22 protein-coding genes and 4 tRNA genes are annotated in these 25117 nt (G+C 71.4%); 10 read left to right on the forward strand and 16 right to left on the reverse strand.

The window, feature by feature from the left end:
* The 5 genes from AB0D45_RS25290 to AB0D45_RS25310 form a co-directional block, all read right to left on the reverse strand.
* Positions 1-1973, reverse strand: a 1973-nt coding sequence (locus AB0D45_RS25290) for a DEAD/DEAH box helicase (RefSeq protein ID WP_362462917.1), incomplete at its 3' end; no start/stop codon positions are given.
* A 318-nt stretch (positions 1974-2291) separates the two neighbouring features.
* Positions 2292-2963, reverse strand: coding sequence for a hypothetical protein (locus AB0D45_RS25295; RefSeq protein WP_362462920.1), 672 nt, complete (start codon positions 2961-2963; stop codon positions 2292-2294).
* Positions 2964-3049: 86 nt separating this feature from the next.
* Complete coding sequence (locus AB0D45_RS25300; RefSeq protein ID WP_362462923.1) at positions 3050-3424, reverse strand: CrcB family protein; 375 nt, start codon at positions 3422-3424, stop codon at positions 3050-3052.
* Complete coding sequence (locus tag AB0D45_RS25305; RefSeq protein ID WP_362462926.1) at positions 3421-3897, reverse strand: CrcB family protein; 477 nt, start codon at positions 3895-3897, stop codon at positions 3421-3423. The genes AB0D45_RS25300 and AB0D45_RS25305 overlap by 4 nt, the downstream gene beginning before the upstream one ends.
* Entirely contained in the window at positions 3894-4244 is a 351-nt protein-coding gene (locus AB0D45_RS25310) for a metallopeptidase family protein (protein ID WP_361606094.1), read from the reverse strand. The genes AB0D45_RS25305 and AB0D45_RS25310 overlap by 4 nt, the downstream gene beginning before the upstream one ends.
* A 126-nt stretch (positions 4245-4370) precedes the next feature.
* On the opposite strand from AB0D45_RS25310, the gene AB0D45_RS25315 reads away from it, so the two are divergent.
* The 3 genes from AB0D45_RS25315 to AB0D45_RS25325 all read left to right on the forward strand — a co-directional run bounded on the left by AB0D45_RS25315 (position 4371) and on the right by AB0D45_RS25325 (position 4651).
* A tRNA-Glu gene (locus tag AB0D45_RS25315) sits at positions 4371-4443 on the forward strand.
* A 38-nt stretch (positions 4444-4481) separates the two neighbouring features.
* Positions 4482-4555, forward strand: a tRNA-Asp gene (locus tag AB0D45_RS25320).
* Between the two features lie 22 nt (positions 4556-4577).
* A tRNA-Phe gene (locus AB0D45_RS25325) sits at positions 4578-4651 on the forward strand.
* A gap of 40 nt (positions 4652-4691) precedes the next feature.
* Here the strand turns inward: AB0D45_RS25325 and AB0D45_RS25330 are convergent.
* Positions 4692-5528 (reverse strand): cytochrome c biogenesis CcdA family protein, encoded by an 837-nt coding sequence (locus tag AB0D45_RS25330; protein ID WP_362462929.1) that lies wholly within the window; start codon positions 5526-5528, stop codon positions 4692-4694.
* Positions 5525-6238: a thioredoxin domain-containing protein gene (locus AB0D45_RS25335; protein WP_362462931.1), complete on the reverse strand. Its 714-nt coding sequence runs from the start codon at positions 6236-6238 to the stop codon at positions 5525-5527. Before AB0D45_RS25335 ends, AB0D45_RS25330 begins: the two co-directional genes overlap by 4 nt.
* Before the next feature lie 745 nt (positions 6239-6983).
* On the opposite strand from AB0D45_RS25335, the gene hrpA reads away from it, so the two are divergent.
* Both hrpA and AB0D45_RS25345 read left to right on the forward strand, forming a co-directional pair.
* Positions 6984-10907, forward strand: a complete 3924-nt coding sequence (hrpA, locus tag AB0D45_RS25340) for an ATP-dependent RNA helicase HrpA (protein ID WP_362462934.1) — start codon at positions 6984-6986, stop codon at positions 10905-10907.
* A 71-nt stretch (positions 10908-10978) separates the two neighbouring features.
* Positions 10979-11052: transfer RNA gene (locus tag AB0D45_RS25345), tRNA-Asp, on the forward strand.
* A gap of 619 nt (positions 11053-11671) precedes the next feature.
* Here AB0D45_RS25345 and bldC read toward each other — a convergent pair.
* Together bldC and AB0D45_RS25355 are read right to left on the reverse strand one after the other, a co-directional pair.
* Positions 11672-11878 (reverse strand): developmental transcriptional regulator BldC, encoded by a 207-nt coding sequence (gene bldC / locus AB0D45_RS25350; RefSeq protein ID WP_003949541.1) that lies wholly within the window; start codon positions 11876-11878, stop codon positions 11672-11674.
* Positions 11879-12487: 609 nt separating this feature from the next.
* On the reverse strand, positions 12488-13321 hold the full coding sequence (locus tag AB0D45_RS25355; protein ID WP_362462936.1) for a hypothetical protein: 834 nt from the start codon (positions 13319-13321) through the stop codon (positions 12488-12490).
* A 184-nt stretch (positions 13322-13505) separates the two neighbouring features.
* On the opposite strand from AB0D45_RS25355, the gene AB0D45_RS25360 reads away from it, so the two are divergent.
* Entirely contained in the window at positions 13506-14615 is a 1110-nt protein-coding gene (locus AB0D45_RS25360; protein ID WP_362462938.1) for a Glu/Leu/Phe/Val dehydrogenase dimerization domain-containing protein, read from the forward strand.
* A gap of 275 nt (positions 14616-14890) precedes the next feature.
* A complete protein-coding gene (locus AB0D45_RS25365) occupies positions 14891-15151 on the forward strand; it encodes a DUF3073 domain-containing protein (RefSeq protein ID WP_361606112.1) in 261 nt (86 codons plus the stop codon).
* 115 nt (positions 15152-15266) lie between these two features.
* Here AB0D45_RS25365 and purM read toward each other — a convergent pair whose 3' ends face one another.
* Together purM and purF are read right to left on the reverse strand one after the other, a co-directional pair.
* Positions 15267-16337 (reverse strand): phosphoribosylformylglycinamidine cyclo-ligase, encoded by a 1071-nt coding sequence (gene purM, locus AB0D45_RS25370; protein WP_361606115.1) that lies wholly within the window; start codon positions 16335-16337, stop codon positions 15267-15269.
* Positions 16338-16430: 93 nt separating this feature from the next.
* Positions 16431-17948, reverse strand: a complete 1518-nt coding sequence (purF, locus tag AB0D45_RS25375) for an amidophosphoribosyltransferase (protein ID WP_361606118.1) — start codon at positions 17946-17948, stop codon at positions 16431-16433.
* A gap of 148 nt (positions 17949-18096) precedes the next feature.
* Between purF and AB0D45_RS25380 the strand changes: the two genes are divergently transcribed.
* Complete coding sequence (locus tag AB0D45_RS25380) at positions 18097-18192, forward strand: putative leader peptide (RefSeq protein ID WP_361606121.1); 96 nt, start codon at positions 18097-18099, stop codon at positions 18190-18192.
* A 115-nt stretch (positions 18193-18307) separates the two neighbouring features.
* The gene (locus tag AB0D45_RS25385; RefSeq protein WP_362462944.1) at positions 18308-19732 is read left to right on the forward strand and encodes a sulfatase-like hydrolase/transferase; all 1425 of its coding nucleotides are present in this window, start codon (positions 18308-18310) and stop codon (positions 19730-19732) included.
* A 27-nt stretch (positions 19733-19759) separates the two neighbouring features.
* Here AB0D45_RS25385 and AB0D45_RS25390 read toward each other — a convergent pair whose 3' ends face one another.
* The 5 genes from AB0D45_RS25390 to purS all read right to left on the reverse strand — a co-directional run bounded on the left by AB0D45_RS25390 (position 19760) and on the right by purS (position 24384).
* On the reverse strand, positions 19760-20239 hold the full coding sequence (locus AB0D45_RS25390; protein ID WP_362462946.1) for an META domain-containing protein: 480 nt from the start codon (positions 20237-20239) through the stop codon (positions 19760-19762).
* Positions 20240-20277: 38 nt separating this feature from the next.
* Positions 20278-21069, reverse strand: a complete 792-nt coding sequence (locus AB0D45_RS25395) for a sterol carrier family protein (RefSeq protein ID WP_362462949.1) — start codon at positions 21067-21069, stop codon at positions 20278-20280.
* A 140-nt stretch (positions 21070-21209) separates the two neighbouring features.
* Entirely contained in the window at positions 21210-23459 is a 2250-nt protein-coding gene (gene purL / locus AB0D45_RS25400; protein ID WP_362462952.1) for a phosphoribosylformylglycinamidine synthase subunit PurL, read from the reverse strand.
* The gene (purQ, locus tag AB0D45_RS25405; protein ID WP_362462955.1) at positions 23456-24136 is read right to left on the reverse strand and encodes a phosphoribosylformylglycinamidine synthase subunit PurQ; all 681 of its coding nucleotides are present in this window, start codon (positions 24134-24136) and stop codon (positions 23456-23458) included. Before purQ ends, purL begins: the two co-directional genes overlap by 4 nt.
* 2 nt (positions 24137-24138) lie before the next feature.
* Entirely contained in the window at positions 24139-24384 is a 246-nt protein-coding gene (purS, locus tag AB0D45_RS25410; protein WP_042801325.1) for a phosphoribosylformylglycinamidine synthase subunit PurS, read from the reverse strand.
* Between the two features lie 350 nt (positions 24385-24734).
* Between purS and AB0D45_RS25415 the strand changes: the two genes are divergently transcribed.
* Positions 24735-25052 carry an Lsr2 family protein gene (locus AB0D45_RS25415; RefSeq protein ID WP_361608206.1) on the forward strand — a complete coding sequence of 106 codons (318 nt, stop codon included), beginning with the start codon at positions 24735-24737 and terminating at the stop codon, positions 25050-25052.
* Positions 25053-25117: the final 65 nt, after the last annotated feature.

Genomic DNA, 25117 nt, shown 5'->3' on the forward strand with positions numbered 1-25117 from the left:
CGGAAGCCACCGGAGGGACGGTCGTCGCGGCGGAAGCCACCACGGTCGCCACCGCGGTCGTCACGGTTGAAACCACCGGACGGACGGTCATCGCGACGGAAGCCGCCACCACGGTTGTCGTCACGACGGTCACCACCGGAACGGAAGCCACCCGACGGACGGTCATCGCGGCGGAAGCCACCACGGTCGCCACCGCGGTCGTCACGGTTGAAACCACCGGACGGACGGTCATCGCGGCGGAAGCCGCCACCACGGTTGTCGTCACGACGGTCACCACCGGAACGGAAGCCACCCGACGGACGGTCATCGCGGCGGAACCCGCCACGGTCACCACCACGGTCGCCACCGCGGTTGTCGCGGCGCTCGTAGTTGCCCCGGTCGTCGCGGCGCTCGAAGGTGCGCTCCTGGGCGACGGGCTCGACGACGGCGGCCACGGCCTCGGCCAGCTCGGCCTCGGCGGCCTCGACGACCTCGGCGACGGCGGCCTCCGGGTCCTCACCGCGCTCGCGGGCGGAGCGGGCGACGAGGCGGTCGGCCTCCTCGCGCAGCTCGGCGGCGCGACGGGTCGCGCGCTCCAGCTGCTTGGTCAGGTCGGCGACCTCGCGCTCGGCCTGCTTGGCGGCGTTGTTCGCGGAGTCGGCCTGGACCTCGGTGAGCGAGCGCGCACCGGTGATCTCGGCGACCTCCGGGTCGAAGGCGCCGGCGCCCTGGACGATGTGGCGCGAGGCGTCGACGCCCGCGTCCTCCATCAGGCGGAAGATCTGGCGGCGCTGGTGCGGCAGGGCCAGGGAGACGACCACACCGGACTTGCCGGCACGGGCGGTACGGCCCGAGCGGTGCAGGTAGTCCTTGTGGTCGCCGGCCGGGTCCACGTTGAGGACGAGGTCGATGCCGTCCACGTGGATGCCGCGGGCGGCGACGTCGGTGGCGACGAGCGCGTTGACGTAGCCGTCCTTGAAGTCCGCGAGGACGCGGGTGCGGGCGCCCTGCGTCATGCCGCCGTGCAGCGCGTCGGCCTTCACGCCCGACTCGACGAGCTGCTCGGCGATGCGGTCGGCGCCCAGCTGGGTGCGGACGAAGATGATGGTGCGGCCCTTGCGAGCGGCGATGGCGGCCGTGACCGGCGCCTTGTCCTTCGGCTTCACGACGAGGACGTGGTGCGTCATGGTCGTGACGTTGCCCTGGGCGCTGTCGACCTCGTGCGTGACGGGGTTGGACAGGTAGCGCTTGACCAGGGTGCCGATCTCGTTCTCCATGGTGGCGGAGAAGAGCATGCGCTGGCCGCCGCCGGGGATCTGGTCGAGCAGCTCGGTGACCTCGGGCAGGAAGCCCAGGTCGGCCATCTGGTCGGCCTCGTCGAGGACCGCGACCTGGACGTTGGCCAGGGAGCAGGCGCCGCGGTTGATGATGTCGCGCAGGCGGCCGGGGGTGGCGACGAGGACGTCGACACCGCGCTCCAGGGCGTAGATCTGGTTGCTCATGGAGGTACCGCCGCAGACGACCTTCATCTTCAGGCCGAGGACGTCGCCGTAGGGCTGGAGGGCGTCCGCGACCTGCATCGCGAGCTCACGCGTCGGCGTGAGGATGATGGCGCGGGGCTTCTTCTTCTCGGTGTGGCCGCCGGCCAGCGAGGCCAGGGTCGGCAGACCGAAGGAGAGGGTCTTGCCGGAGCCGGTGCGGCCGCGGCCGAGGATGTCCTTGCCGGCCAGGGCGTCCGGGATGGTCGCGGCCTGGATCGGGAAGGGGGTGGTGACGCCGTTCTGCGCGAGCTTGCGCACCACGCCCTCGGGCAGACCGAGGTCCGCGAAGGTGATGGTGGGCTCGGCGTCGGAGGCGCCGTCTTCGTCGTTCACGTCGCCGGTCACGTCGGCCTCGAGGGCCTCGATGATCTCGTCCGCCTCGATGGCGTCCATCGCCTCGGTGACCGCGAGGGTCTCGGCGTCGACGATGTCGGTGGTGTCGTTCTCGGGCATGACGGAACGGTCAGAACTGGAAATGGACATGCGAAATGCGAAACCTTCCGGAGTCTCGGCACGCGCCCAAACTCCGTGAATCGCAAATCGACCGCCTCAATGCGGTCAGCCACGGCTAGGGAGAGTACGCGCCACACGGCGCTCTTCGGATTCGGCGCCGGGCAATGGGATCAAACGATCTATAACCATACGCACCCTCCCGGGGGTCTGGCAAGTCGCTCCCCCGACACCACCGCTGACCTGCTGCGATGAAGCCGGGACGAGTGACGCGAACCCCGGCAAGGGCCGCCCGACGCCCGGAACGGGGCAGACCGCCCGCTACACGACGCTCGGTCCCGGACCCGGGTCGGACGGCCCGCTCGGTGTGGGTTCCGTCACAGGGGGCGTGGGTTCCCCGGTCGGCGTGGTCGTTCCGCCCGTACCGCCGGAGCCACCGGAACCGCCCGTCCCGCCGGAGCCGCCCGAGCCGGAGCCGCCGGATCCGGACCCCGAGCCGGACCCCGAGCCCGAGCCGGATCCCGCGCCGCCGGCCGCCGACCCCGTACCGCCCGCGCCCGAGCCGGAGCCGGATCCGCCCGCCGCGGACCCCGAGCCGCCGGCGCCCGTACCTCCGCCGGACGGCACCTGGCCGCCCTGCCCGCCCGCGCCGCCGCCCGGGCCGACCGACGGCGAGGGCTGCCCGGGCTTCGCGGGCGCCCCGGGGCCGGGGGAGGCTCCGGTGGCCCCGGAGGCCTTCCCGGGCTCGCCGGGCTTGCCCGCCTGGTTCCCCGTGGCGTCCTTCACGCCGTGGCCGTTGCCGTGGACGCCGGAGCCGTGCCCGCCGGCGGCCGCCCCGGCGGGCCCGCCCGCGCCCTTGCCGCCCACCGAAGCGGCGGGCCCCGGCTTCGCGGCGTCCTCGCCGACGCTCATGCATCCCGCCGTCGCCGCGACGGCGAGCGCGGAGACGGCCAGTCTCAGGGACGCGGACAGGGAAGCGGTCAAAGGGCGCACGGGGGCACCTCCGGAGCACTGCGGCGGGGTCCGCGATGAGCGGGTCAATGAGCCCAACTCCCTTTACCCCGTAAGAGACACGCCCCTTACGCGAACAGCTCTCGCGCCACCTGCGACCCGAGCGTCACCGCGCCCAGCCCGGCCAGCACCGAGGCGGCGACGTTCGCCGCGGCGAGGAACCGCCGCCCGCGCTCGGCCAGCCGCAGGGTCTCGTACGAGAAGGTCGAGTAGGTGCTCAGCGCCCCGCACAGCCCCGTCCCGAGCAGCAGGCCCAGCCGCGAGGAGCCCGCCCCGGCCAGCGCCGCCCCCGCCAGCACCCCGAGCAGCAGACAGGCGCAGGCGTTGACCACGAAGGTCCCCCACGGGAAGAAGGAGTCGTGCCGCGCCTGCACCGCCCGGTCCGCCAGGTACCGCAGCGGCGCCCCGACGACGGCGCCCGCCACCACCAGCAGCCAGTTCACCGGCCCGCCCGCGCGAGCGCGGCCCGCGTCGCCGAGGCCGCCGCCCAGACCGCGCCCAGCGCCGCCGCCACGGTCAGCCCGGCGTACGCCAGCGCCGTCCCCGCCTCCCCCTCGTCCAGCAGCCGGGAGAAGTCCAGGGCGTAGGTGGAGAAGGTGGTGAACCCGCCGAGCACGCCCACCCCGGCGAACGGCCGCAGCAGCGGATGCGGCGCGCTCCGTCCGCCCTCGCTGATCAGCGCCATCAGTACGCCGATCAGCGCGCAGCCCGCGACGTTGGTCCAGAAGGTGGCCCACGGGAAGGCCCCGGGCGCGGCCGGCCACAGCAGGGCCGCCCCGTAGCGCGCCGAGGCGCCGACGGCCCCGCCCGCCGCGACCGCGGCGCACACCCGGCCCTGCGGTTCGGCGCGCTGGGCGGGCACGTGGAGGTCGACGTCGGGGTCGATGGCCTCCGCGCCGGGCAGCGGGCGGGTCACCCGTAACCCAGGGCGTGCAGCCGCTCGTCGTCGATCCCGAAGTGATGGGCGATCTCGTGCACCACCGTCACCTCCGTCTCGGCGACCACGCTCTCCCGGTCCTCGCACATCCGCAACGTGGGGTTCCGGTAGATGGTGATGCGGTCGGGCAGCACTCCGGCGTACCACTCGCCGCGCTCGGTGAGCGGGGTTCCCTCGTACAGGCCGAGCAGCTCGGGATCATGGGCCGGGGGCTCGTCCTCGACGAACACCGCGACGTTGTCCATCAGCCGCGTCAGCTCCGGCGGGATCCGGTCCAGGGCCTCTGCGACGAGCTCCTCGAACTCCTCGCGCGTCATCTCCAGCACCCGGCCATTGTCGCTCCGGCGGGGGCCCTTCCCACCCGTCGGGGGAAACCGTTTTGGCGATACCTCTCCGGATCCCATATGCTTCTCACGTCCCCGACGCGCTGCAAAGTGCCCGGCGGGCCTTTAGCCCTCATCGTCTAGTGGCCCAGGACGCCGCCCTTTCAAGGCGGTAGCACGGGTTCGAATCCCGTTGGGGGTACGCAACACCATGTGCAAGACTTGCTCTTGCACACATAAGGTCCTGTGGAGCAGTTGGTTAGCTCGCCACCCTGTCAAGGTGGAGGTCGCGGGTTCAAGTCCCGTCAGGATCGCTGAGGCTGGAAACAGTCTCGTGGCTGGGTAGCTCAGTTGGTACGAGCGATCGCCTGAAAAGCGATAGGTCGCCGGTTCGACCCCGGCCCCAGCCACAGAAGGAAGGCCCCGTTCTCGAACGGGGCCTTCCGCGTTTCACCCCTCCTGCTCCGCCGCCCGGGCCGTACGCCGCCACCGCACCAGGCCGAAGGCGGTCGCGCCCGCGGCGACCAGCCCCAGCAGCGCCCAGTCCGGCACGGCGTCCGCGACGGAGCCCACCCGGCGCTCGACGGCGTACGAGGCGTCCGCGTCCAGCAGCCCGGGCAGGGCGCTCGCCCCGTCGTACGCCAGGAACAGCGCGCCCAGGGTGATGAAGAACAGCCCGGACAGCAGCGAGGTCGTGTGCAGTTCCAGGGGGCCGAGCCGGAAGGCGCGCCCGCGCAGCCAGCGCCGCCGGCCCAGGTCGAAGCGCTCCCACAGCAGGGCCAGCACGAACAGCGGTACGGCCATGCCCAGCGCGTACACCGCCAGCAGCAGGCCGCCGTAGACGGGGCTGCCGCTGACCGCCGCCACCGTGAGGACGCTGCCGAGGATCGGGCCGGCGCAGAAGCCGGCGAGCCCGTAGACGGCGCCGAGGGCGTAGACCGACAGGGCGGTGACCGGGCGGATCCGCCCGGAGAGCTCCGCGATCCGCCGCGGGGCGAAGCCGAGGCCCAGGATCTGGGCGAGGCCGAGCGCGACGATCAGCCATCCGCCGGCCAGGACGAGCTGGTCGCGGTGCCCGTGGAAGAAGCGGCCCGCGTAGGAGCCCGCCGCGCCCATCGGTACGAGGGTGCTCGCGAGGCCCGCGTAGAAGATCCCGGTGCGTGCCAGGAGCCGTGAGCGGGAGTCGATGGAGTACGCGAAGAAGGCGGGCAGCAGCAGGGCGCTGCACGGGCTGAGCAGGGCGAGGAGGCCGCCCAGCAGGGCGGCCAGGTATCCGATGCCGGTCACGGCCGCGCCGCCGCCTCGGCCCGGGCGATGGCGGCGGTGAAGGCCTCCAGGGGCTGGGCGCCGGCCAGGGGGCGGCCTCCCACGAGGAAGGAGGGGGTGGACTGGACGCCGATGCGGTAGCCCTCCTCCCGGTCCTTCCTGAGGGCCGCGGCGGCCTGCTCGCCGGCCATGTCCCGCCGGAAGCGCTCCAGGTCCGGGACCCCGGCCTCGCGGGCCAGCTCGGTGAGGCGCTCCTCGCCGAAGCCCTTGGCCTTGGCGTCCGCGGCGTACGCGGCGGTGTGGAAGGCGGTGAACCGGTCCTGCTGTCCGGCGGCCCAGGCGGCCCTGGCGGCGGCCTCGGACTCGGCGCCGAAGATCGGGAAGTTGCGCCACTCGATGCGCAGGGTGCCGTCCTCGACGTACCGCTTCACCAGTTCGGGTTCGGTGTCGCGGGCGAACGTGCCGCAGTAGCCGCACTGGAAGTCCGCGTACTCGATCAGGACGACGGGTGCGTCGGCGCGGCCCAGCGCGAGCTTGTCGCCCGGGTCGCGGCGGGCCAGCGCCGCGAGCTCCGCGACGGGGTCGGTGCGGGGCGCGGAACCGGAGGAGGCGGTGGTGCCGCGGTGCCTCTCCTCGGGGGCGGTGGCCTGCCAGGAGACCAGTCCGAGGGTGACGGCGGCCAGGGCGACCCCGGCGGAGATCAGCAGGGGTTTGCGGGACGGACGGGACATGCGGGTGCTCCAGAGCTGTTGCGGGTGATGCAGGGGGGACCGGTGGTGCGGCTCTCCCCTACACCCGCAGCACGGACAGCTCGACGGGCGAGGGCGCCGGCCGATCGGGCCCGCGTACCAGGACCCGGACGCGCGTCGCGAGGTACGGGCGCGCCGGCTCGGGCGCGGGGCGCGCCGCGGGACCCGGAGCGTGCTCCTGCCCGGCCCGGGGCGGCGCCGCGGGCACGGGGCGGTCCCCCGGCGAGCCCGGATCACAGGAGGGCCCCCGCCCGGGCAACCCAACGGACGCCTCCCCCGCCCCACCCTGCGCCGGCACCACCGCAGCCGAACCGGCCTGCGCCAGAGGCGCCTGCGCCGGCACCGCCCAAGCCGACCCGGCCTGCGCCGGCACCACCGAAACCGAACCGGCCTGCGCCAAGGCCGCCTGCGCCGGTGCCGCCGGTGCCGCCGGTGCCGCCGGTGCCGGGACGGTCTGCGTCCGGATGGCCGGAGCCGGTGCCGCCCCGGCCGTGACGGTGGGCGCGGCCGGGGCGGGGATCCGCCCCGCGCCCACCGTCACGGCCATCACCAGCAGCGTGAGCAACACCGGCACCGCGGCGGCCCGCAGCCGGCTCGCACACGGACGACAGGACAAGGGTGGGCTGCCTCTCATACGCGCGACTGGGGGACTCGTCCCGAAATGGTACGGGGAGGGGCACAAATGCGTTCGCCACCCGCCCGGCCCAGGTGAGATCCTCGATCAGGTATGTCTACTTCCTTCGCCGCCCTGCAGACGCTTCTCGGGGAGATCTCCCTCCGCGACGCGCACCGCCTCGGCCGCCGCCTCGAGGGCGCCCGCCGCATCCGCAAGCCCGAGGCCCGGCAGGCCGTGCTCGACGAGATCGCCGCGGAGGCCGAGAAGGCCGCCGCGCGACTGGCCGGCCGTGCCTCGCGCATGCCGGAGGTCACGTATCCCGAGAACCTGCCCGTCAGCCAGAAGAAGGACGAGATCGCCGAGGCGATACGCGACCACCAGGTCGTGATCGTCGCGGGCGAGACCGGCTCCGGCAAGACCACGCAGATCCCCAAGATCTGCATGGAGCTGGGGCGCGGCGTCCGGGGCATGATCGGGCACACCCAGCCCCGGCGGATCGCGGCGCGCACGGTCGCGGAGCGCATCGCGGAGGAGCTGAAGTCGGAGATCGGCCAGACGGTCGGCTGGAAGGTGCGGTTCACCGACCAGGTGGACCAGGACGCGACCTTCGTGAAGCTGATGACGGACGGCATCCTCCTCGCGGAGATCCAGACGGACCGCGAGCTGCGCGCCTACGACACGATCATCATCGACGAGGCGCACGAGCGGTCGCTGAACATCGACTTCCTGCTGGGCTACCTGGCGACACTGCTGCCCAAGCGCCCCGACCTCAAGGTCGTCATCACCTCCGCGACCATCGACCCGGAGCGGTTCTCCCGCCACTTCGGGGACGCGCCGATCGTCGAGGTCAGCGGCCGCACCTACCCCGTGGAAGTGCGCTACCGCCCGCTCCTGGAGGAGGACAGCGAGGAGAGCGACCGCGATCAGATCACCGCGATCTGCGAGGCCGTGGACGAGCTCCAGGGCGAGGGCCCGGGCGACATCCTCGTCTTCCTCTCCGGTGAGCGGGAGATCCGCGACACGGCGGACGCCCTGAACAAGCGCAATCTGCGCTTCACAGAGGTTCTCCCCCTGTACGCGCGGCTCTCGCACGCCGAGCAGCACCGGGTCTTCCAGCAGCACACGGGCCGCCGGATCGTCCTGGCCACCAACGTCGCCGAGACCTCCCTGACGGTCCCCGGCATCAAGTACGTGATCGACCCGGGCACGGCCCGCATCTCCCGCTACAGCCACCGCACGAAGGTGCAGCGGCTGCCGATCGAGCGGATCAGCCAGGCCAGCGCCAACCAGCGCAAGGGCCGCTGCGGCCGCACCAGCGACGGCATCTGCATCCGGCTGTACTCCGAGGACGACTTCAACGCCCGTCCGGAGTTCACGGACGCGGAGATCCTGCGCACCAACCTGGCCTCCGTCATCCTGCAGATGACCGCGGCCGGGCTCGGCGAGATCGAGAAGTTCCCCTTCATCGACCCGCCGGACCACCGCAACATCCGCGACGGCGTACAGCTCCTCCAGGAGCTCGGGGCACTGGATCCCTCCGAGAAGGACCCCAAGAAGCGGCTCACGCAGATGGGCCGCCAGCTCTCGCAGCTGCCGGTGGACCCGCGCCTGGCCCGCATGGTGGTGGAGGCGGACAAGAACAACTGCGTGCGCGAGGTCATGGTCATCGCGGCGGCCCTGTCCATCCAGGACCCGCGCGAGCGGCCGTCGGACAAGCAGACGCAGGCGGACCAGAACCACGCCCGGTTCAAGGACGAGACGAGCGACTTCCTCTCCTTCCTGAACATGTGGCGCTACGTCCGCGAGCAGCAGAAGGAGCGCGGCTCGTCCTCCTTCCGCCGGATGTGCAAGCAGGAGTACCTGAACTTCCTGCGGATCCGCGAGTGGCAGGACATCTACGCCCAGCTGCGCTCGGTGGCGAAGACGATGGGCATCCACGTCAACGAGGCCGACGCCTCGGAGACGAACATCCACATCTCGCTGCTGGCCGGCCTGCTGTCGCACATCGGGCTCAAGGACACCGACAAGAACGAGTACCTGGGCGCCAGGTCGGCGAAGTTCGCGGTCTTCCCGGGCTCGGCGCTGTTCAAGAAGCAGCCGAAGTTCCTGATGTCGGCGGAGCTGGTGGAGACCTCCCGGCTGTGGGCGCGGGTGAACGCCAAGGTGGAGCCCGAGTGGGTGGAGCCGCTGGCGCAGCACCTGATCAAGCGCACCTACAGCGAGCCGCACTGGGAGAAGGACCAGGCGGCCGTGATGGCGTACGAGAAGGTCACGCTGTACGGCGTGCCGATCGTCGCGCAGCGGAAGATCAACTACGGCCGGATCGACCCGGAGGTGTCGCGGGAGCTCTTCATCCGCAACGCGCTGGTCGAGGGCGACTGGCGTACGCACCACAAGTTCTACGCCGACAACCGCAAGCTGCTCACCGAGGTCGAGGAGCTGGAGAACCGGGCGCGGCGCCGCGACATCGTCGTGGACGACGAGACCCTGTTCGACTTCTACGACCAGCGCATCCCGGAGCACGTGGTGTCGGGGGCGCACTTCGACTCCTGGTGGAAGCACAAGAAGCGCGAGGAGCCCGAACTCCTCGACTTCGAGCGCGAGATGCTCCTGACGGAGAAGGCGGCCGGGGTCACCAAGGCCGACTATCCGGACACCTGGCGGCAGGGACAGCTGTCGTTCCGGGTGACGTACCAGTTCGAGCCGGGTGCGGACGCGGACGGCGTGACCGTGCACATCCCGCTCCAGGTGCTGAACCAGGTCACCGACGAGGGCTTCGACTGGCAGATCCCGGGCCTGCGCGAGGAGGTCGTCACGGAGCTGATCCGCTCGCTGCCGAAGCCGATCCGCCGGCACTACGTCCCGGCGCCGAACTATGCGACGCGGTTCCTCCAGACGGCCGTTCCCCTCCAGGAGCCGCTGCCGGTGACGCTGGCGCGCGAGCTGCACCGCATGGTGGGGGTCCCGGTGGCGGTGGAGGACTTCGACCTCGGCCGGATTCCCGACCACCTGAAGATCACCTTCCGTATCGTCGACGAACGGCGCCGCAAGATCGCCGAGGACAAGGACCTGGAGTCGCTGCGGCTGAAGCTGAAGCCGAAGGCCCGCCAGGCCCTCTCCAAGGCCGCCGCCGCCACCGCGGAGCGGGCTGGCGGGGAGTCGCTCGAACGCTCGGGGCTGACCGACTGGACGATCGGCACCTTGGTGCGGGTCTTCGAGACCCGGCGGGCGGGCCAGCCGGTGAAGGCGTACCCCGCCCTGGTGGACGACGGGACCAGCGTCTCCGTACGGCTCTTCGACACGGAGGCCGAGCAGCAGCAGGCGATGTGGCTCGGCACGCGGCGCCTGATCCTGCTGAACATCCCGGTGAACCCGGCGAAGTTCGCCTCGGACAAGCTCACCAACCAGCAGAAGCTGGCGCTTTCGCGCAATCCGCACGGCTCCATCCAGGCGCTGTTCGACGACTGCGCCACCGCGGCCGCCGACAAGCTGATCGCCGACCACGGCGGCCCCGCCTGGGACGAGGCGGGCTTCCGCCGGCTGTACGAGGCGGTCCGGGCCGATCTGGTGGACACGACGGTGCGCACCGTCGGGCAGGTGCAGCAGGTCCTGGCGGCGTGGCAGGCCTGCGAGCGGCGGCTGAAGGCGACCGGCAGCCTGGCCCTGATGGCCAACGTCGCGGACGTGAAGGCACAGTTGGCGGCCCTGGTGCCGGCCGGCTTCGTCACGCTGACCGGCCTGCGCCGGCTGCCGGACCTGATGCGCTATCTGGTGGCGGCCGACCGGCGGCTCCAGCAGATGCCGACGGGCGCCCAGCGCGACACCACGCGCATGGAGAAGGTCCACGAGATGCGGGACGAGTACCTGTGGCTGCTGGAGCAGTTGCCGAAGGGCCGGCCGGTGCCGGAGGCGGTGAAGGAGATCCGCTGGATGATCGAGGAGCTGCGGGTCAGCTACTTCGCGCACGCGCTCGGGACGGCGTACCCCATCTCCGACAAGCGGATCGTGAAGGCGGTGGACGCGGCGGCGCCGTGATCCGGTTCGACCGCACCCCCTGAGCTGCTGTACAGTCTGTTTCGCAGCCACGCCAGTCGGCCGCGAATCAAGGTCCTGTGGAGCAGTTGGTTAGCTCGCCACCCTGTCAAGGTGGAGGTCGCGGGTTCAAGTCCCGTCAGGATCGCAGAAACGTCAGGGCCCGTATTCCGCAAGGGATACGGGCCCTGACGCGTGTCCGGGTACGGGCGAGGCGCCGGGTCCGGGGGCCGGGGCCGCGTACCGCTGCCGCCCGCACTCGCGACCGCCCGGAGCGCGGCGCCCCTATAGGCCCCGCTGAGGGCCCCGCCGGCCCTCCGGCACGTTCCCGGGCCCCCGGCACCTCCCGCGCCCCTTCCAGGGGCCCTCCAGCGGGGCTCCGGAACACATCGCCCCGTGAGGGAAAATCCCCGTACGCATGAGGCGCTCCGGGCGGGACATCCGCGCGCCGGGTGCCGTGCCGGATGGACGGGAGTTATCGGTGTGACGGGAGTCACCACATGAGTTTTTGAGACTCTTACTTTTATCGGACCCATACGCACACTCGATTTAATATGTGCAATGGCACCTCCCGTGCCGGCATCCCGGGAACGACGCCACCCGGGACCGGTTCGGGCATAAAAAAAGACCGCGCTGGACCCGGCGGAGTCCAGCGCGATCGAACGGCAGTGAGCCTGTTGGGGCAGGCCCGGCCGCATGAAGCCATGTGGGTTCATCGGATTGGGGGATCCGACACGTACCCGTTAATGCAGGGGTGCTGCGGGACCTCAGGCCTCGCTGCGCTGCTGCGGAATTCCCGCGAGCAGTGCGCGAACCTCGGCCTCGCGGTAACGGCGGTGTCCACCCAGGGTGCGGATGGACGTGAGCTTGCCAGCCTTGGCCCAGCGGGTGACCGTCTTCGGGTCCACGCGGAACATCGTGGCAACCTCAGCCGGGGTCAGCAGCGGCTCGGCATCAGGGGTGCGAGCGGTCATGAGCGGCCTCCTCGGGAGAACCGAACCATCTCGGTTCTTTCCTCTAAATTCTGCACCTTGGCCCGCGTTGCCCGAAATGGACATACGCAGGCCGAGTCGGTTATAGGACGAACGGCTTGTCCTCGGCACTACAACTACACCATCCGTCCAGCCTCAAGGGCCAAACCGATGGAATTGCCCTCCGAGGTGTTCATCAGCGGCGGAAGCCGATGGACCGCCCTATAACGGACAGTCACCCCACTGTGACGATCAGTCACAGAGCGATCAGGAGTCGTCAGACCCCCCATAGAGTGCAATACCGAGCATTCCGACCAAAGTTGGGCGGAAGGAACCCTCCCCGGACTCCTTGTCCTATTTTGGCACGAGGGTAGGGGATGGGCGCAAGGGTGTGGATAGTGCGTTCCGTCACGCTTGGGCCAATGGCCCGTATCGGGACGTAGGTCCTGGAACTAAGACCCTAATGCGGTGATCGAACCCCTGATCTGCGTATTGTGGCCGATCGGCCGATGACAACCGATACGGGCGATACGCGAGGGGTCCGACCGGGTGACGAACGGGATTCGTACATGATCCCCATCGACCCCCGTTCCCGAAAGGCCCCAAGCCCACCTAATTCGCGAAGAGCCTCTCCCGGACCGCCCGCCAGCGCAGCGACAGCTCGGTGTACACCTGCCCGGCACCCTCCCGGTCCCCCGCCCGCAGCGCCGCGATCCCCTCCGCCAGGTCGCGGGCCGACCGGTCCCCCGCCAGGCCGTCAGCCGGCAGCGCGTGCAGCAGCCCCCCGTAATCCAGTTCGACCAGCGAGCGCGGATGGAACTCCTCCAGCCAGCTGCCGACCTCCACCAGCCCCTCCGCCAGGACCCCGTAGCCCTCCGCCGCGCGCAGGGTCCGCAGCGCCCGCGCGAGGCGGCGGCGTGCCTGCACCATCGGCGTCCGGTAGCGCAGCCGTTCGCCCGGCAGGTACTCCCGCTCCTCGTCCGCCACCAGCACGAACCAGCGGAGCGGCACCTGCCACACCCCGGTACGGATCCACGGGCGCGCGTCCGGGTTCCGTTCGCGCCAGGCCTCGTACGCCTCGGCGGCCCGGCGCCGCTGCGCCGGCGGGAGCGCCGCGTCCAGCACCGGGCGCGGGAACTCGGCGACCAGCTCCTGGAGCGCCAGCCAGCCGCGCAGCCGGGTCCGCCAGGGGCAGACCAGCAGCACCCCGTCCAGCTCCGCCGTGAAGGCGTCCCCGCTCTCGTGCGCCGGCACCCCGACCACGGGGACGCGCACCAGATCGGAGAGCGAGCGCCGCAGTTCGTCCTGGGCCGTGGGGGCGGTGCCGCGCCGGGCGTAGGCCGCCCAGTGCGTGCGCTCGGGCTCCGCGAAGGCGGCCAGGGGCTCGTACACGCGCAGGTAGGAGGCGTACGGGACGACCGGCCCGGGCCGCGGGGATTCGCTCACGCACCCGTCCTCCCCTGTTTGGCGCTCCGGCTCACCTCCGGGAGGCGGGCAACACGGGAGTGTTCCGATCCCCGGACAGGGGGTACCCCCGCGCTCCGCAGGTCTTACTCTGCTCCCAGTGCGCCCTCCCCCACCCGCAGGGCGGGCGTCTTTCCGCCGCATCTCTTCCATGGGAGTCACCACCGTGACCGAAATGACCGACGGCGTCCTGCACACCCTGTTCCGTTCGGAACAGGGCGGCCACGAGCAAGTCGTGCTGTGCCAGGACCGCGCCACCGGCCTGAAGGCCGTCATCGCCATCCACTCCACCGCCCTGGGTCCCGCCCTCGGCGGCACGCGCTTCCACGCGTACGCCTCGGACGAGGACGCGGTCCGCGACGCGCTGAACCTCTCGCGCGGCATGTCGTACAAGAACGCCCTCGCCGGCCTCGACCTCGGCGGCGGCAAGGCCGTGATCATCGGCGACCCGTCCGTCCTCAAGAGCGAGGAACTCCTGCTGGCCTACGGCCGGTTCGTGGAGTCGCTCGGCGGCCGCTACGTCACCGCCTGCGACGTCGGCACGTACGTCGCGGACATGGACGTCGTCGCCCGCGAGACCCGCTGGGCCACCGGCCGCTCCCCCGAGAACGGCGGCGCCGGCGACTCCTCGGTGCTCACCGCGTACGGCGTCTTCCAGGGCATGCGCGCCAGCGCCCAGCACCTGTGGGGCGACCCCACCCTGCGCGGCCGCAAGGTCGGCGTCGCGGGGGTCGGCAAGGTCGGCCGCCACCTGGTGGGGCACCTGCTGGAGGACGGCGCCGAGGTCGTGATCACGGACGTCCGCTGGGAGTCGGTCCTGGAGATCCTCGACCGCCACCCCGACGGCAAGGTCACCGCGGTCGCCGACACCGAGGCCCTGATCCGCACGGAGGGCCTAGACATCTACGCCCCCTGCGCGCTCGGCGGCGCCCTGAACGACGACTCGGTCCCCGTCCTGACCGCCACGGTCGTGTGCGGCGCGGCGAACAACCAGCTCGCCCACCCGGGCGTCGAGAAGGACCTCGCGGACCGCGGGATCCTCTACGCCCCGGACTACGTCGTCAACGCCGGCGGGGTCATCCAGGTCGCCGACGAGCTGCACGGCTTCGACTTCGACCGGTGCAAGGCGAAGGCCTCGAAGATCTTCGACACCACCCTGGCCATATTCGCACGTGCGAAGGCGGACGGGATCCCGCCGGCCGCCGCGGCCGACCGGATCGCCGAGCAGCGCATGTCCGAGGCGCTCGCCGCCCGCACGGCGGCCCGCAAGGCCTAGCCCGCCGGGGACCCGCCGGGGCGCGGCGAGACGGAACTCACTGCGCTTCGGCGGGTCGGCGGCTCGGAAAGCGTTAAAATCGCAGCTGACCAGCGAGTACGGGGTGTCCCGCTGGTCCTGTGGAGAGGCGCGTCATGCGGGCGGCGTACCGTATGGCCGCGGAAGCAGGTACCGTTAAACCCCTGGGACGGTCTCTCCACGGAGAGCCCGCTCCGAACCATGAACGCGTGTCAGACTCTGGGGCCGTCGAGCCCCGTCACCGAGGGGGTCGAGCCATGGGGCGCGGCCGGGCCAAGGCCAAGCAGACAAAGGTCGCCCGCCAGCTGAAGTACAACAGCGGCGGGACTGACCTCTCGCGTCTGGCCAATGAGCTGGGCGCATCGCAGACAGAGCCGCTGCCTATCGGCGCTCCGGTCGAAGTCGATGACGATCTGGACGACGACGACCCGTACGCCAAGTACGCGGATCTGTACAACGATGACGACGAGGACGAGGACGATCAGTCCGGTCCGTCGGCGCACCGTCGCGGGGCTTGACGCACCGCTCCTCTGCACACAGCGTCTGCACCAGCCGGCTGACTGAAGCCGCACTGGTTCGATACATGCCGAAACCCGGCCCGGGGCCTCGCCCCGGACCGGGTTTCAGTGCTGCTCAGACCGCGTAGCTGCCGGTCAGGGTCGCGCCCTCGGCGTGGTCGCCCCGGTCGAGGATCTCGCCGGCGACCCAGGCCTCGACGCCCCGGTCGGCCAGGGTGGTCAGGGCCACGTCCACCGACTCCTGCGGGACCACGGCCATCATGCCGACGCCCATGTTCAGCGTCTTCTCCAGCTCCAGCCGCTCGACGCTGCCGGCCTTGCCGACCAGGTCGAAGACGGCGCCCGGGGTCCAGGTACCGCGGTCGACCGTCGCGTGCAGGTGGTCCGGGATGACCCGGGCGAGGTTCGCCGCGAGACCGCCGCCGGTGATGTGCGAGTACGCGTGGACCTCGGCCGTTCGGGTGAGGGCCAGGCAGTCCAGCGAGTAGATCTTGGTCGGCTCCAGCAGCTCCTCGCCGAGGGTGCGGCCGAACTCCTCGACGTGCTGCTCCAGGGACATCCCGGCCCGGTCGAAGAGGACGTGCCGGACGAGCGAGTACCCGTTCGAGTGAAGGCCGGACGAAGCCATCGCGATGACGGCGTCCCCCGTACGGATGCGATCGGCACCGAGCAGGCGGTCGTACTCGACCACGCCGGTGCCCGCGCCGGCCACGTCGAAGTCGTCCGGGCCGAGCAGCCCGGGGTGCTCGGCGGTCTCGCCGCCGACCAGGGCGCAGCCGGCGAGGACGCAGCCCTCGGCGATGCCCTTCACGATGGCCGCGACACGCTCGGGGTGCACCTTGCCGACGCAGATGTAGTCCGTCATGAAGAGCGGCTCGGCGCCGCAGACGACGATGTCGTCCATGACCATCGCGACCAGGTCGTGGCCGATGGTGTCGTACACGCCCAGCTGGCGGGCGATGTCCACCTTGGTGCCGACCCCGTCGGTGGCCGAGGCCAGCAGGGGGCGCTCGTAGCGCTTGAGGGCGGAGGCGTCGAAGAGGCCGGCGAAGCCGCCGAGGCCGCCGAGGACCTCGGGGCGCTGCGTCTTCTTCACCCACTCCTTCATCAGCTCGACGGCGCGGTCGCCCGCTTCGATGTCCACGCCTGCGGCTGCGTAGCTGGCACCGGTGGTCTTCTCTGTCATGACAGGAGAGAGCTTTCGTGTCGTTACTGCATGTGGTGCCAGGCCCTGGGAGAAGCCTCAAAGACAGGGCCTGGCGCAGGTTGAGCCGGGGTCCTACGGGCGGCGGAGCGCGTCGGCGGCGTCCGTGCCGCCCGCGAGCTCGGACTCCAGGAGCTGCTTGCCCAGCAGCTGCGGGTCGGGCAGCTCCATGGGGTACTCACCGTCGAAGCAGGCACGGCAGAGGTTGGGCTTCTGGATGGTCGTCGCCTCGATCATCGCGTCCAGCGAGATGTACGAGAGCGAGTCCGCGCCCAGCGACGTGGCGATCTCGTCGACCGTCATGCCGTTGGCGATCAGCTCGGCCCGGGTGGCGAAGTCGATGCCGAAGAAGCACGGCCACTTCACCGGCGGGGAGGAGATCCGGATGTGGACCTCGGCCGCACCGGCCTCGCGGAGCATCTTCACGAGGGCGCGCTGGGTGTTGCCGCGGACGATCGAGTCGTCGACGACCACCAGGCGCTTGCCCCGGATGACTTCCTTGAGGGGGTTGAGCTTCAGGCGGATGCCGAGCTGGCGGATCGTCTGCGAGGGCTGGATGAAGGTCCGGCCCACGTAGGCGTTCTTGACCAGGCCGGAGCCGTACGGGATCCCGCTGGCCTCGGCGTAGCCGACGGCGGCGGGCGTGCCGGACTCCGGCGTCGCTATCACCAGGTCGGCCTCGACCGGGGCCTCCTTGGCGAGGCGCCGGCCCATCTCGACACGCGAGAGGTAGACGTTGCGGCCGGCGATGTCGGTGTCCGGGCGCGCCAGGTAGACGTACTCGAACACGCAGCCCTTGGGCTTCGCTTCTGCGAAGCGCGAGGTACGCAGGCCGTTCTCGTCGATCGCGATGAGCTCGCCCGGCTCGACCTCGCGGACGAAGCTGGCGCCGCAGATGTCGAGGGCGGCGGTCTCGCTCGCGACCACCCAGCCGCGCTCCAGGCGGCCGAGGACCAGCGGGCGGATGCCCTGCGGGTCACGGGCGGTGTAGAGGGTCCCCTCGTCCATGAAGACCAGGGAGAAGGCGCCCTTGACCTTCGGGAGGACCTTGGCGGCCGACTCCTCGATGGTCAGGGGCTTGCCCTCGTCGTCGGTCTGGCCGGCGAGCAGGGCGGTGACCAGGTCGGTGTCATTGGTGGCGGCCACCTGGGTGGCACGCCCGTCCTGACGGGGGAGGTCCGCGACCATCTCGGCGAGCTCGGCGGTGTTCACCAGGTTGCCGTTGTGACCCAGGGCGATCGAGCCGTGGGCGGTCGCGCGGAAGGTGGGCTGCGCGTTCTCCCAGACGGAGGCTCCGGTGGTCGAGTAGCGGGCGTGACCGACCGCGATATGACCCTGGAGCGAGCCGAGAGAGGTTTCGTCGAAGACCTGGGAAACGAGGCCCATGTCCTTGAAGACGAGGATCTGGGAACCGTTGCTCACAGCGATTCCCGCGGACTCTTGTCCGCGGTGCTGCAGTGCATACAGTCCGAAGTAGGTGAGCTTGGCGACCTCTTCACCCGGAGCCCAGACACCGAAGACGCCGCAAGCGTCCTGGGGGCCCTTCTCACCGGGGAGCAGGTCGTGGTTGAGTCGTCCATCACCACGAGGCACACCACCGAGTGTAGGCGAGATCGACCACTGGTCCGAATTGGTGAGGGCCGGGAAATCTCACAGCACAGAGGGTGACCGGACGGCCGCGTCTCGGTATGCGGATCAGTTTGTTGACAGCTACGAGGGAATTCGTACAGGCTCTCGCTCCATGCAGCCTCTCGGTGACCGTTCCGTCACCCTCGTCGAGCGCCGGCACGTGGACCTGGTCCGTGTCGCGAGCGCCATCTGTCGCTGTTGCGCGTAGCCACAACTCTTTCTCCCTTTTCCACATTTCGCTCCGCCGGGCCCCGCCCCGCCGTGCCGCGCGCCGTCGCGCGCCGCCGGGGACGGGGGCGGCCGAGCCGTGTCCTGGAGTACCTGTGTCTTCGTACAACAGCAAGCTGTCCCGCCGTGCCTTCGGAGGGGCCTTCGGAGTGGGTGCGGCCACCGCCGCAGTGGGGCTGGGCGCCGCCCCGGCCGCGGCCGCCGAAGCCCCTGGAACGGGCCCGCGGGAGCGTGATTTCCGGGCCGCGCGCGGCCGCCGGTCGCGGCGTCCGAACGTCCTGTTCATCCTCGGCGACGACCTCGGCTGGGCCGACCTCTCCTCGTACGGGGCCCCGCACATCAAGACCCCGAACCTGGACCGCCTCGCCCGCGAGGGGGTCCGCTTCACGGACGCCTACGCGGGCTCCGCGACCTGCTCCCCGACCCGCTTCAGCCTCTACACGGGGCGCTACCCGGCCCGTACCCGGGGCGGCCTGGCGGAGCCGATCGCCGACAGGTCGGCGGGCCTGGACCCCACGCACCCGACGCTGGCCTCGCTGCTGAAGGGGGCCGGCTACGCCACCGCGCTGATCGGCAAGTGGCACGCGGGCTACCTGCCCGACCACAGCCCGACGAAGTCCGGCTGGGAGGAGTTCTTCGGGAACTTCGGCGGGGCCCTGGAGTACTACTCCAAGCTGGGCCTGGGCGGTGAGTACGACCTCTACGAGGGCGACGCCGAGTACAAGGACCTGCGCTACTACACGCGGATCATCACGGAGCGGGCGAGCGAGTACGTCTCCCGCGACCACGGCGGCAGGCCGTGGCTGCTGAACCTGAACTTCACCACCCCTCACTGGCCGTGGATCGCCGACGGGGACACGGCCGCGAGCGCCGAGATCGTCCGGCGGATCAAGGCGGGCGACGGGCGCGCCCTGTGGCACCACGACGGCGGCTCGGTCGAGAAGTACCGGCAGATGGTCGAGGACCTCGACCGGTCGGTCGGCGAGGTGCTGAAGGCGCTGAAGCGCTCCGGCCAGGAGGACGACACCCTGGTCGTCTTCTCCAGCGACAACGGCGGCGAGCGCTTCTCCTACGCCTGGCCCCTGTCGGGCGCCAAGGCCTCGCTCCAGGAGGGCGGGATCAGGGTGCCGAACATCGTGCGCTGGCCCGCCCGGCTGGACGGCGGCCAGGTCAGCCGCCTCCCCGTGTTCAGCCCCGACTGGACGGCGACCCTGCTGGAGGTGGCCGGGACCCGGCCCCACCCGGCGTACCCGCTGGACGGGCTGAGCCTGGCCGGGTACCTGCTGCGGGGCGAGGAGCCGGCGGAGCGGGACCTGTTCTGGCGGGTGCGCGGGGAGCGGGCGCTGCGCCGCGGGAACTGGAAGTACTACCGCGGCAAGTCGGGGCGCGACCAGCTGTTCGACCTCGCCGAGGACCTGCGGGAGCAAGCCGACAAGGCGGCGGCGGAACCGGCCCGGCTGGCGGAGCTGCGCCGGGCCTGGGAGGCCGTCGACGCCGGCTTGCTGCCGTACCCGGCCTGACCACGGCCCGGCTCCGGGCCCCGGCGGTCACTCGGCCGCCGACGCCGCCTCGGCGGTGAGGGTGGTGCCGTCCGGGGCGGTCAGGGTGAGGGTTCCGCCCCGGACCTTCCAGGTGAGGGTGCCGCTGCCGAAGAGGGCGGTCAGGGCCCGCTCCACCTCGCCCGCCGGGCCCTCGCAGGCCATCCGGGTGCTGGTCAGCGGCCCGACCGTCACGGTGGGGCCGGCGACGGTGGCGGGGGCGCTGAAGCGGTTGCAGCCGAGGGTGCCGTTCGCCTGCCCCTCGGGGGTGAGGGTGAAGCGGGCCTCCCGGCCCGCGGGGGCGGTGGCCCCGGCCACGGAGGCGACGGTCCAGGCGGTCGCGGTGAGCGGCGCGTCCGGGACGGGCGGCGTGGTCGAGGTCTGCACGGTGGGGGCGGCGTCGTCACGGCCCTGCCCCGCCGCGCTGCACGCGGTCAGGGCCAGTACGAGCGCCAGCGCGCCGGTCGTCAGGTGCCTGAGGGTACGCATGCCCCTGGGACGGAACCGGCACCCGGCCGGTTCCCTCCCTAGCCCATCAGGGGCAGCAGCGCGGAGAGGTCGGCCCGCTCGCCGCTGGCCCTGACCCGGGCCGCGTCCAGGGCCTCGGCCCAGCCGGTGCGGCCCGTCGCGAGCCGGAGCCAGGTGAGCGGGTCGGTCTCCACCACGTTCGGCGGGGTGCCGCGGGTGTGGCGGGGGCCCTCGATGCACTGGACCACCGCGAAGGGCGGCACCCGTACCTCGACGGAGCCGCCGGGGGCCTTCAGCGCGAGGGCGTCGGCGAGCAGCCGGGTGCAGGCGGCCAGGGCCTGCCGCTCGACGGGGATGTCCAGGCCGGCGGCCCGGTTCAGGTCGTCGGTGTGCACGACCAGTTCGACGGTGCGGGTGACCAGGAAGTCCGCGAGGGTCATGTCCCCGATCCACAGGTCCAGCACCCGGCTGCCGGGGTGGGTCTCCAGCGCTTCGGCCAGGTGGGCGCCCGCCCGCTCGTACAGCTCGGGCAGCGGGGCGCCGGTCAGGGTCTCGCGGGCCGCCTCGGAGATCCTGCCCGCGAGGGAGGCGGTGACGAAGGGCCATTCGACGGCGCTGAGTTCGGGCACGGCGGCCGGCGGCTTGGCCAGGCCGCGGGCCAGCGAGTCCGCGATCCACGCGACGTGCGCGGCGAGCTCGGCCACGCTCCACTCCCCGAGCCCGCTGGGACGTGCCAGCTGCTCGGGCCCCAACTCCCGTACGGCGGCGGCGATGTGCCCGAACTGCGCGGTGACCGCGGCCCGGATCTTCGCGTGGTCGTACGTGCGCGGCTTCTTCTTGGCGGGCGGCATGCCCCGACCCTACTGGGGCCGCGGCCCGGGCCGTACGAGCCCGCTGCGCCCGCGCCGCCGCGCGGTGCCCCGGGGGACCGACGCCGCGGGCCCCCGGCCGGAGGTGTTACGGCCGGGGGCCCGCGGAGGGGGCGCCGGGCTCAGGCCAGCAGCGCCGGGATCGTCGCCTCGTGGGCCTCGCGGAGCTCGGCCAGGGGGAGGGTGAACTCGCCCTGGATCTCGATCTCCTCGCCGTCCACCACGCCGATGCGCGTGGCCGGCAGGCCCCGGGCACCGCACATGTCGGTGAAGCGGAGCTCCTCGCTGCGCGGGACGGCCACGATGGCGCGGCCCGCGGACTCGGAGAACAGGAAGGTGAACGCGTCCAGGCCCTCCGGGACCACGATCCGCGCACCGTTGCCGCCCTTGAGGCAGGACTCGGTGAGCGCCTGGATCACGCCGCCGTCCGACAGGTCGTGCGCCGCGTCGATCATGCCGTCGCGGGAGGAGGAGATCAGGATCTCGGCGAGCAGCTTCTCGCGGCCCAGGTCCACCTTGGGCGGCAGGCCGCCGAGGTGGTCGTGGACGACCTGGGACCAGGCCGAGCCGCCGAACTCCTCGGCCGTGTCGCCCAGCAGGTACAGCAGCTGGCCGGCCTCCGCGAACGCCATCGGCGTACGGCGGTTGACGTCGTCGATGACGCCGAGGACCGCCACGACCGGGGTCGGGTGGATCGCGACGTCGCCCGTCTGGTTGTAGAGGGAGACGTTGCCGCCGGTCACCGGGGTGCCCAGCTCCAGGCAGCCGTCGGCGAGGCCGCGGGTGGCCTCGGCGAACTGCCACATGACGCCCGGGTCCTCGGGGGAGCCGAAGTTCAGGCAGTCGGAGATGGCGAGGGGCTTCGCGCCGGTCGCGGCGACGTTGCGGTAGGCCTCGGCCAGCGCCAGCTGCGCGCCCGCGTACGGGTCGAGCTTGGCGTAGCGGCCGTTGCCGTCGGTGGCCATGGCGACGCCGAGGTTGGTCTCCTCGTCGATGCGGACCATGCCCGCGTCCTCGGGCTGGGCGAGGACGGTGTTGCCCTGCACGAACCGGTCGTACTGGTCGGTGACCCAGGACTTGGAGGCCTGGTTCGGGGACGAGACCAGCGCCAGGACCTGCGCGCGCAGCTCCTCGGAGGTCTGCGGCCGCGGCAGCCGGCCCGCGTCGTCGGCCTGGAGGGCGTCCTGCCACTCGGGGCGGGCGTAGGGACGGTGGTAGACCGGGCCCTCGTGGGCGACGGTGCCCGGGGGCACGTCCACGATCTGCTCGCCGTGCCAGAAGATCTCCAGGCGCTCGCCGTCGGTCACCTCACCGATGACGGTGGCGATGACGTCCCACTTCTCGCAGATCTCCATGAAGCGGTCGACGTGCTGCGGCTCGACGATGGCGCACATGCGCTCCTGCGACTCGCTCATGAGGATCTCCTCGGGCGAGAGCGTCGCGTCGCGCAGCGGGACGGTGTCCAGCTCGACGCGCATGCCGCCGGAGCCGGCGGAGGCCAGCTCGGAGGTGGCGCAGGAGAGCCCGGCGCCGCCGAGGTCCTGGATGCCGGCGACCAGCTTCTCCTTGAAGATCTCCAGGGTGCACTCGATGAGGAGCTTCTCCTGGAAGGGGTCGCCGACCTGGACCGCCGGGCGCTTCGTCGGCTTCGTGTCGTCGAAGGTCTCCGAGGCCAGTACGGAGACGCCGCCGATGCCGTCGCCGCCGGTGCGGGCGCCGTAGAGGATGACCTTGTTGCCGGGGCCGGAGGCCTTGGCGAGGTGGATGTCCTCGTGCTTCATCACGCCGATGCAGCCGGCGTTGACCAGCGGGTTGCCCTGGTAGCAGGCGTCGAAGACGACCTCGCCGCCGATGTTGGGCAGGCCCAGGCAGTTGCCGTAGCCGCCGATGCCCGCGACGACGCCCGGCAGGACGCGCTTGGTGTCGGGGTGGTCGGCGGCGCCGAAGCGCAGCGGGTCCACGACGGCGACCGGGCGGGCGCCCATGGCGAGGATGTCGCGGACGATGCCGCCGACGCCGGTGGCCGCGCCCTGGTAGGGCTCGATGTAGCTCGGGTGGTTGTGCGACTCCACCTTGAAGGTGACCGCGTAGCCCTGGCCGACGTCGACGACGCCGGCGTTCTCGCCGATGCCGACGAGCATGGCGTCGTTCTCCGGGACCTTCTCGCCGAACTGCTTCAGGTGGACCTTGCTGCTCTTGTACGAGCAGTGCTCGGACCACATGACGGAGTACATGGCGAGCTCGGCGCCGGTGGGGCGGCGGCCGAGGATCTCGCGGATCCGGGCGTACTCGTCCTCCTTGAGGCCGAGCTCCTTCCAGGGCTGGGAGGCGTCCGGGGTCTCGGTGGCGTTCTTTACGGTGTCGAGGCTCATGCGCTGACCAGCTTCTTCAGGACCGACGTGAAGAACGGGAGGCCGTCGGTGCGGCCGGTCCCGACCAGCGGCTCGACCGCGTGCTCGGGGTGCGGCATGAGGCCGACGACGTTGCCCGCGGCGTTGGTGATGCCGGCGATGTCGCGCAGCGAGCCGTTCGGGTTCATGTCGACGTACCGGAAGGCCACTCGGCCTTCGCCCTCCAGTTCGTCGAGCACGCGCTCGTCGGCGACGTACCGGCCGTCCATGTTCTTGAGCGGTACGGAGATCTCCTGGCCGGCGTCGTAGTCGCCGGTCCACGCGGTCTCCGCGTTCTCCACCCGCAGCTTCTGGTCGCGGCAGATGAAGTGCAGGTGGTTGTTGCGGAGCATCGCCCCCGGCAGCAGGTGGGCCTCGGTGAGGACCTGGAAGCCGTTGCAGATGCCGAGGACAGGCATGCCGGCCCTGGCCTGCTCGATGACGGTCTCCATCACCGGCGAGAACCGGGAGATGGCTCCGGCGCGCAGGTAGTCCCCGTAGGAGAAGCCGCCCGCGAGGACGACCGCGTCGACCTGGTGCAGGTCCTTGTCGCGGTGCCAGAGCGAGACCGGCTCGGCCCCCGCGAGGCGGACGGCGCGCAGCGAGTCACGGTCGTCGAGCGTTCCGGGGAACGTGACGACTCCGATGCGTGTGGTCACCGTCAGGCCTCGACCTTCACGGTGAAGTCTTCGATGACGGTGTTGGCGAGGAACGTTTCGGCCATCTTGTGGATGCGGTCGAGGGCGGCCTGGTCGACCGGTCCCTCCACCTCCAGTTCGAAACGCTTCCCCTGGCGGACGTCGGCGATCCCGTCGAAGCCCAGGCGCGGCAGTGCACGCTGCACCGCCTGGCCCTGGGGGTCGAGGATCTCCGGCTTGAGCATGACGTCGACTACGACGCGTGCCACTGGCACTCCCGATGAGGTGGTTGGTGCGAAGGCGGTTCCCTCAGCGTACCCGGCCGAAATTTCTACGCGGGTAGATATCGGCCGGGAGCGAAGCACGCGCCGTTTCGGCTTCACCAACGCTTCGCAAAATCCGCCGGAAAACCACCCGCCCGGGATTGCGACGGGACACGCGCAGAGAATTAACTGGGCTTCGCAATTCAATGAGAATCGCGGTACAAAGGAATCAGCCGGGACCGTGGCATTTGTCGCTTCGCGACGGGGACGGTTTGCCACATTCCACCGAAACATCCACACAGGCGACATCACCGCACGTCAGCGAGCGGGGTGGGCGCACGAAGGGACCGATATCCGTGGCGCAGCGCGTAGTAGTCACGATCTCCGACGACCTCGATGGCGGAGAAGCGGCGGAAACGGTCACGTTCGCCCTGGACGGTAAGTCCTACGAGATCGACCTCAATGCGGCCAACGCAAAGAAACTGCGGAAGAGCCTCGCGCCCTTCGTGGCCGCCGGCCGCCGCCAGTCCCGGTCGGGGAAGGCCTTCAAGACGACCTCGATCGCCCCGGACCCGGCGGTCGTACGGGCCTGGGCGCGGTCCCACGGCCACGACGTGCCGCCGCGCGGGCGCATCCCGAAGGCCGTCTACACCGCCTACGAGGAAGCCCACTGACCCGGATTTGGCATCCACCCCCACTGATCGGCTAGTGTGTGGATCACGCCGAGGGGCCAGGCCGA

The organism is Streptomyces sp. NPDC048352 (assembly GCF_040651895.1).
Lineage (GTDB): Bacteria > Actinomycetota > Actinomycetes > Streptomycetales > Streptomycetaceae > Streptomyces.

Excerpts from the sequence above, each read along its gene's own strand:
- AB0D45_RS25335 (WP_362462931.1), bottom strand. The coding sequence starts at position 6,238 with ATGTCCCGTCCGTCCCGCAAACCCCTGCTGATCTCCGCCGGGGTCGCC.
- hrpA (WP_362462934.1), top strand. The coding sequence starts at position 6,984 with ATGTCTACTTCCTTCGCCGCCCTGCAGACGCTTCTCGGGGAGATCTCC.
- bldC (WP_003949541.1), bottom strand. The coding sequence starts at position 11,878 with ATGACCGCTCGCACCCCTGATGCCGAGCCGCTGCTGACCCCGGCTGAG.
- AB0D45_RS25365 (WP_361606112.1), top strand. The coding sequence starts at position 14,891 with ATGGGGCGCGGCCGGGCCAAGGCCAAGCAGACAAAGGTCGCCCGCCAG.
- purM (WP_361606115.1), bottom strand. The coding sequence starts at position 16,337 with ATGACAGAGAAGACCACCGGTGCCAGCTACGCAGCCGCAGGCGTGGAC.
- AB0D45_RS25380 (WP_361606121.1), top strand. The coding sequence starts at position 18,097 with ATGCAGCCTCTCGGTGACCGTTCCGTCACCCTCGTCGAGCGCCGGCAC.
- AB0D45_RS25390 (WP_362462946.1), bottom strand. The coding sequence starts at position 20,239 with ATGCGTACCCTCAGGCACCTGACGACCGGCGCGCTGGCGCTCGTACTG.
- AB0D45_RS25395 (WP_362462949.1), bottom strand. The coding sequence starts at position 21,069 with ATGCCGCCCGCCAAGAAGAAGCCGCGCACGTACGACCACGCGAAGATC.
- purL (WP_362462952.1), bottom strand. The coding sequence starts at position 23,459 with ATGAGCCTCGACACCGTAAAGAACGCCACCGAGACCCCGGACGCCTCC.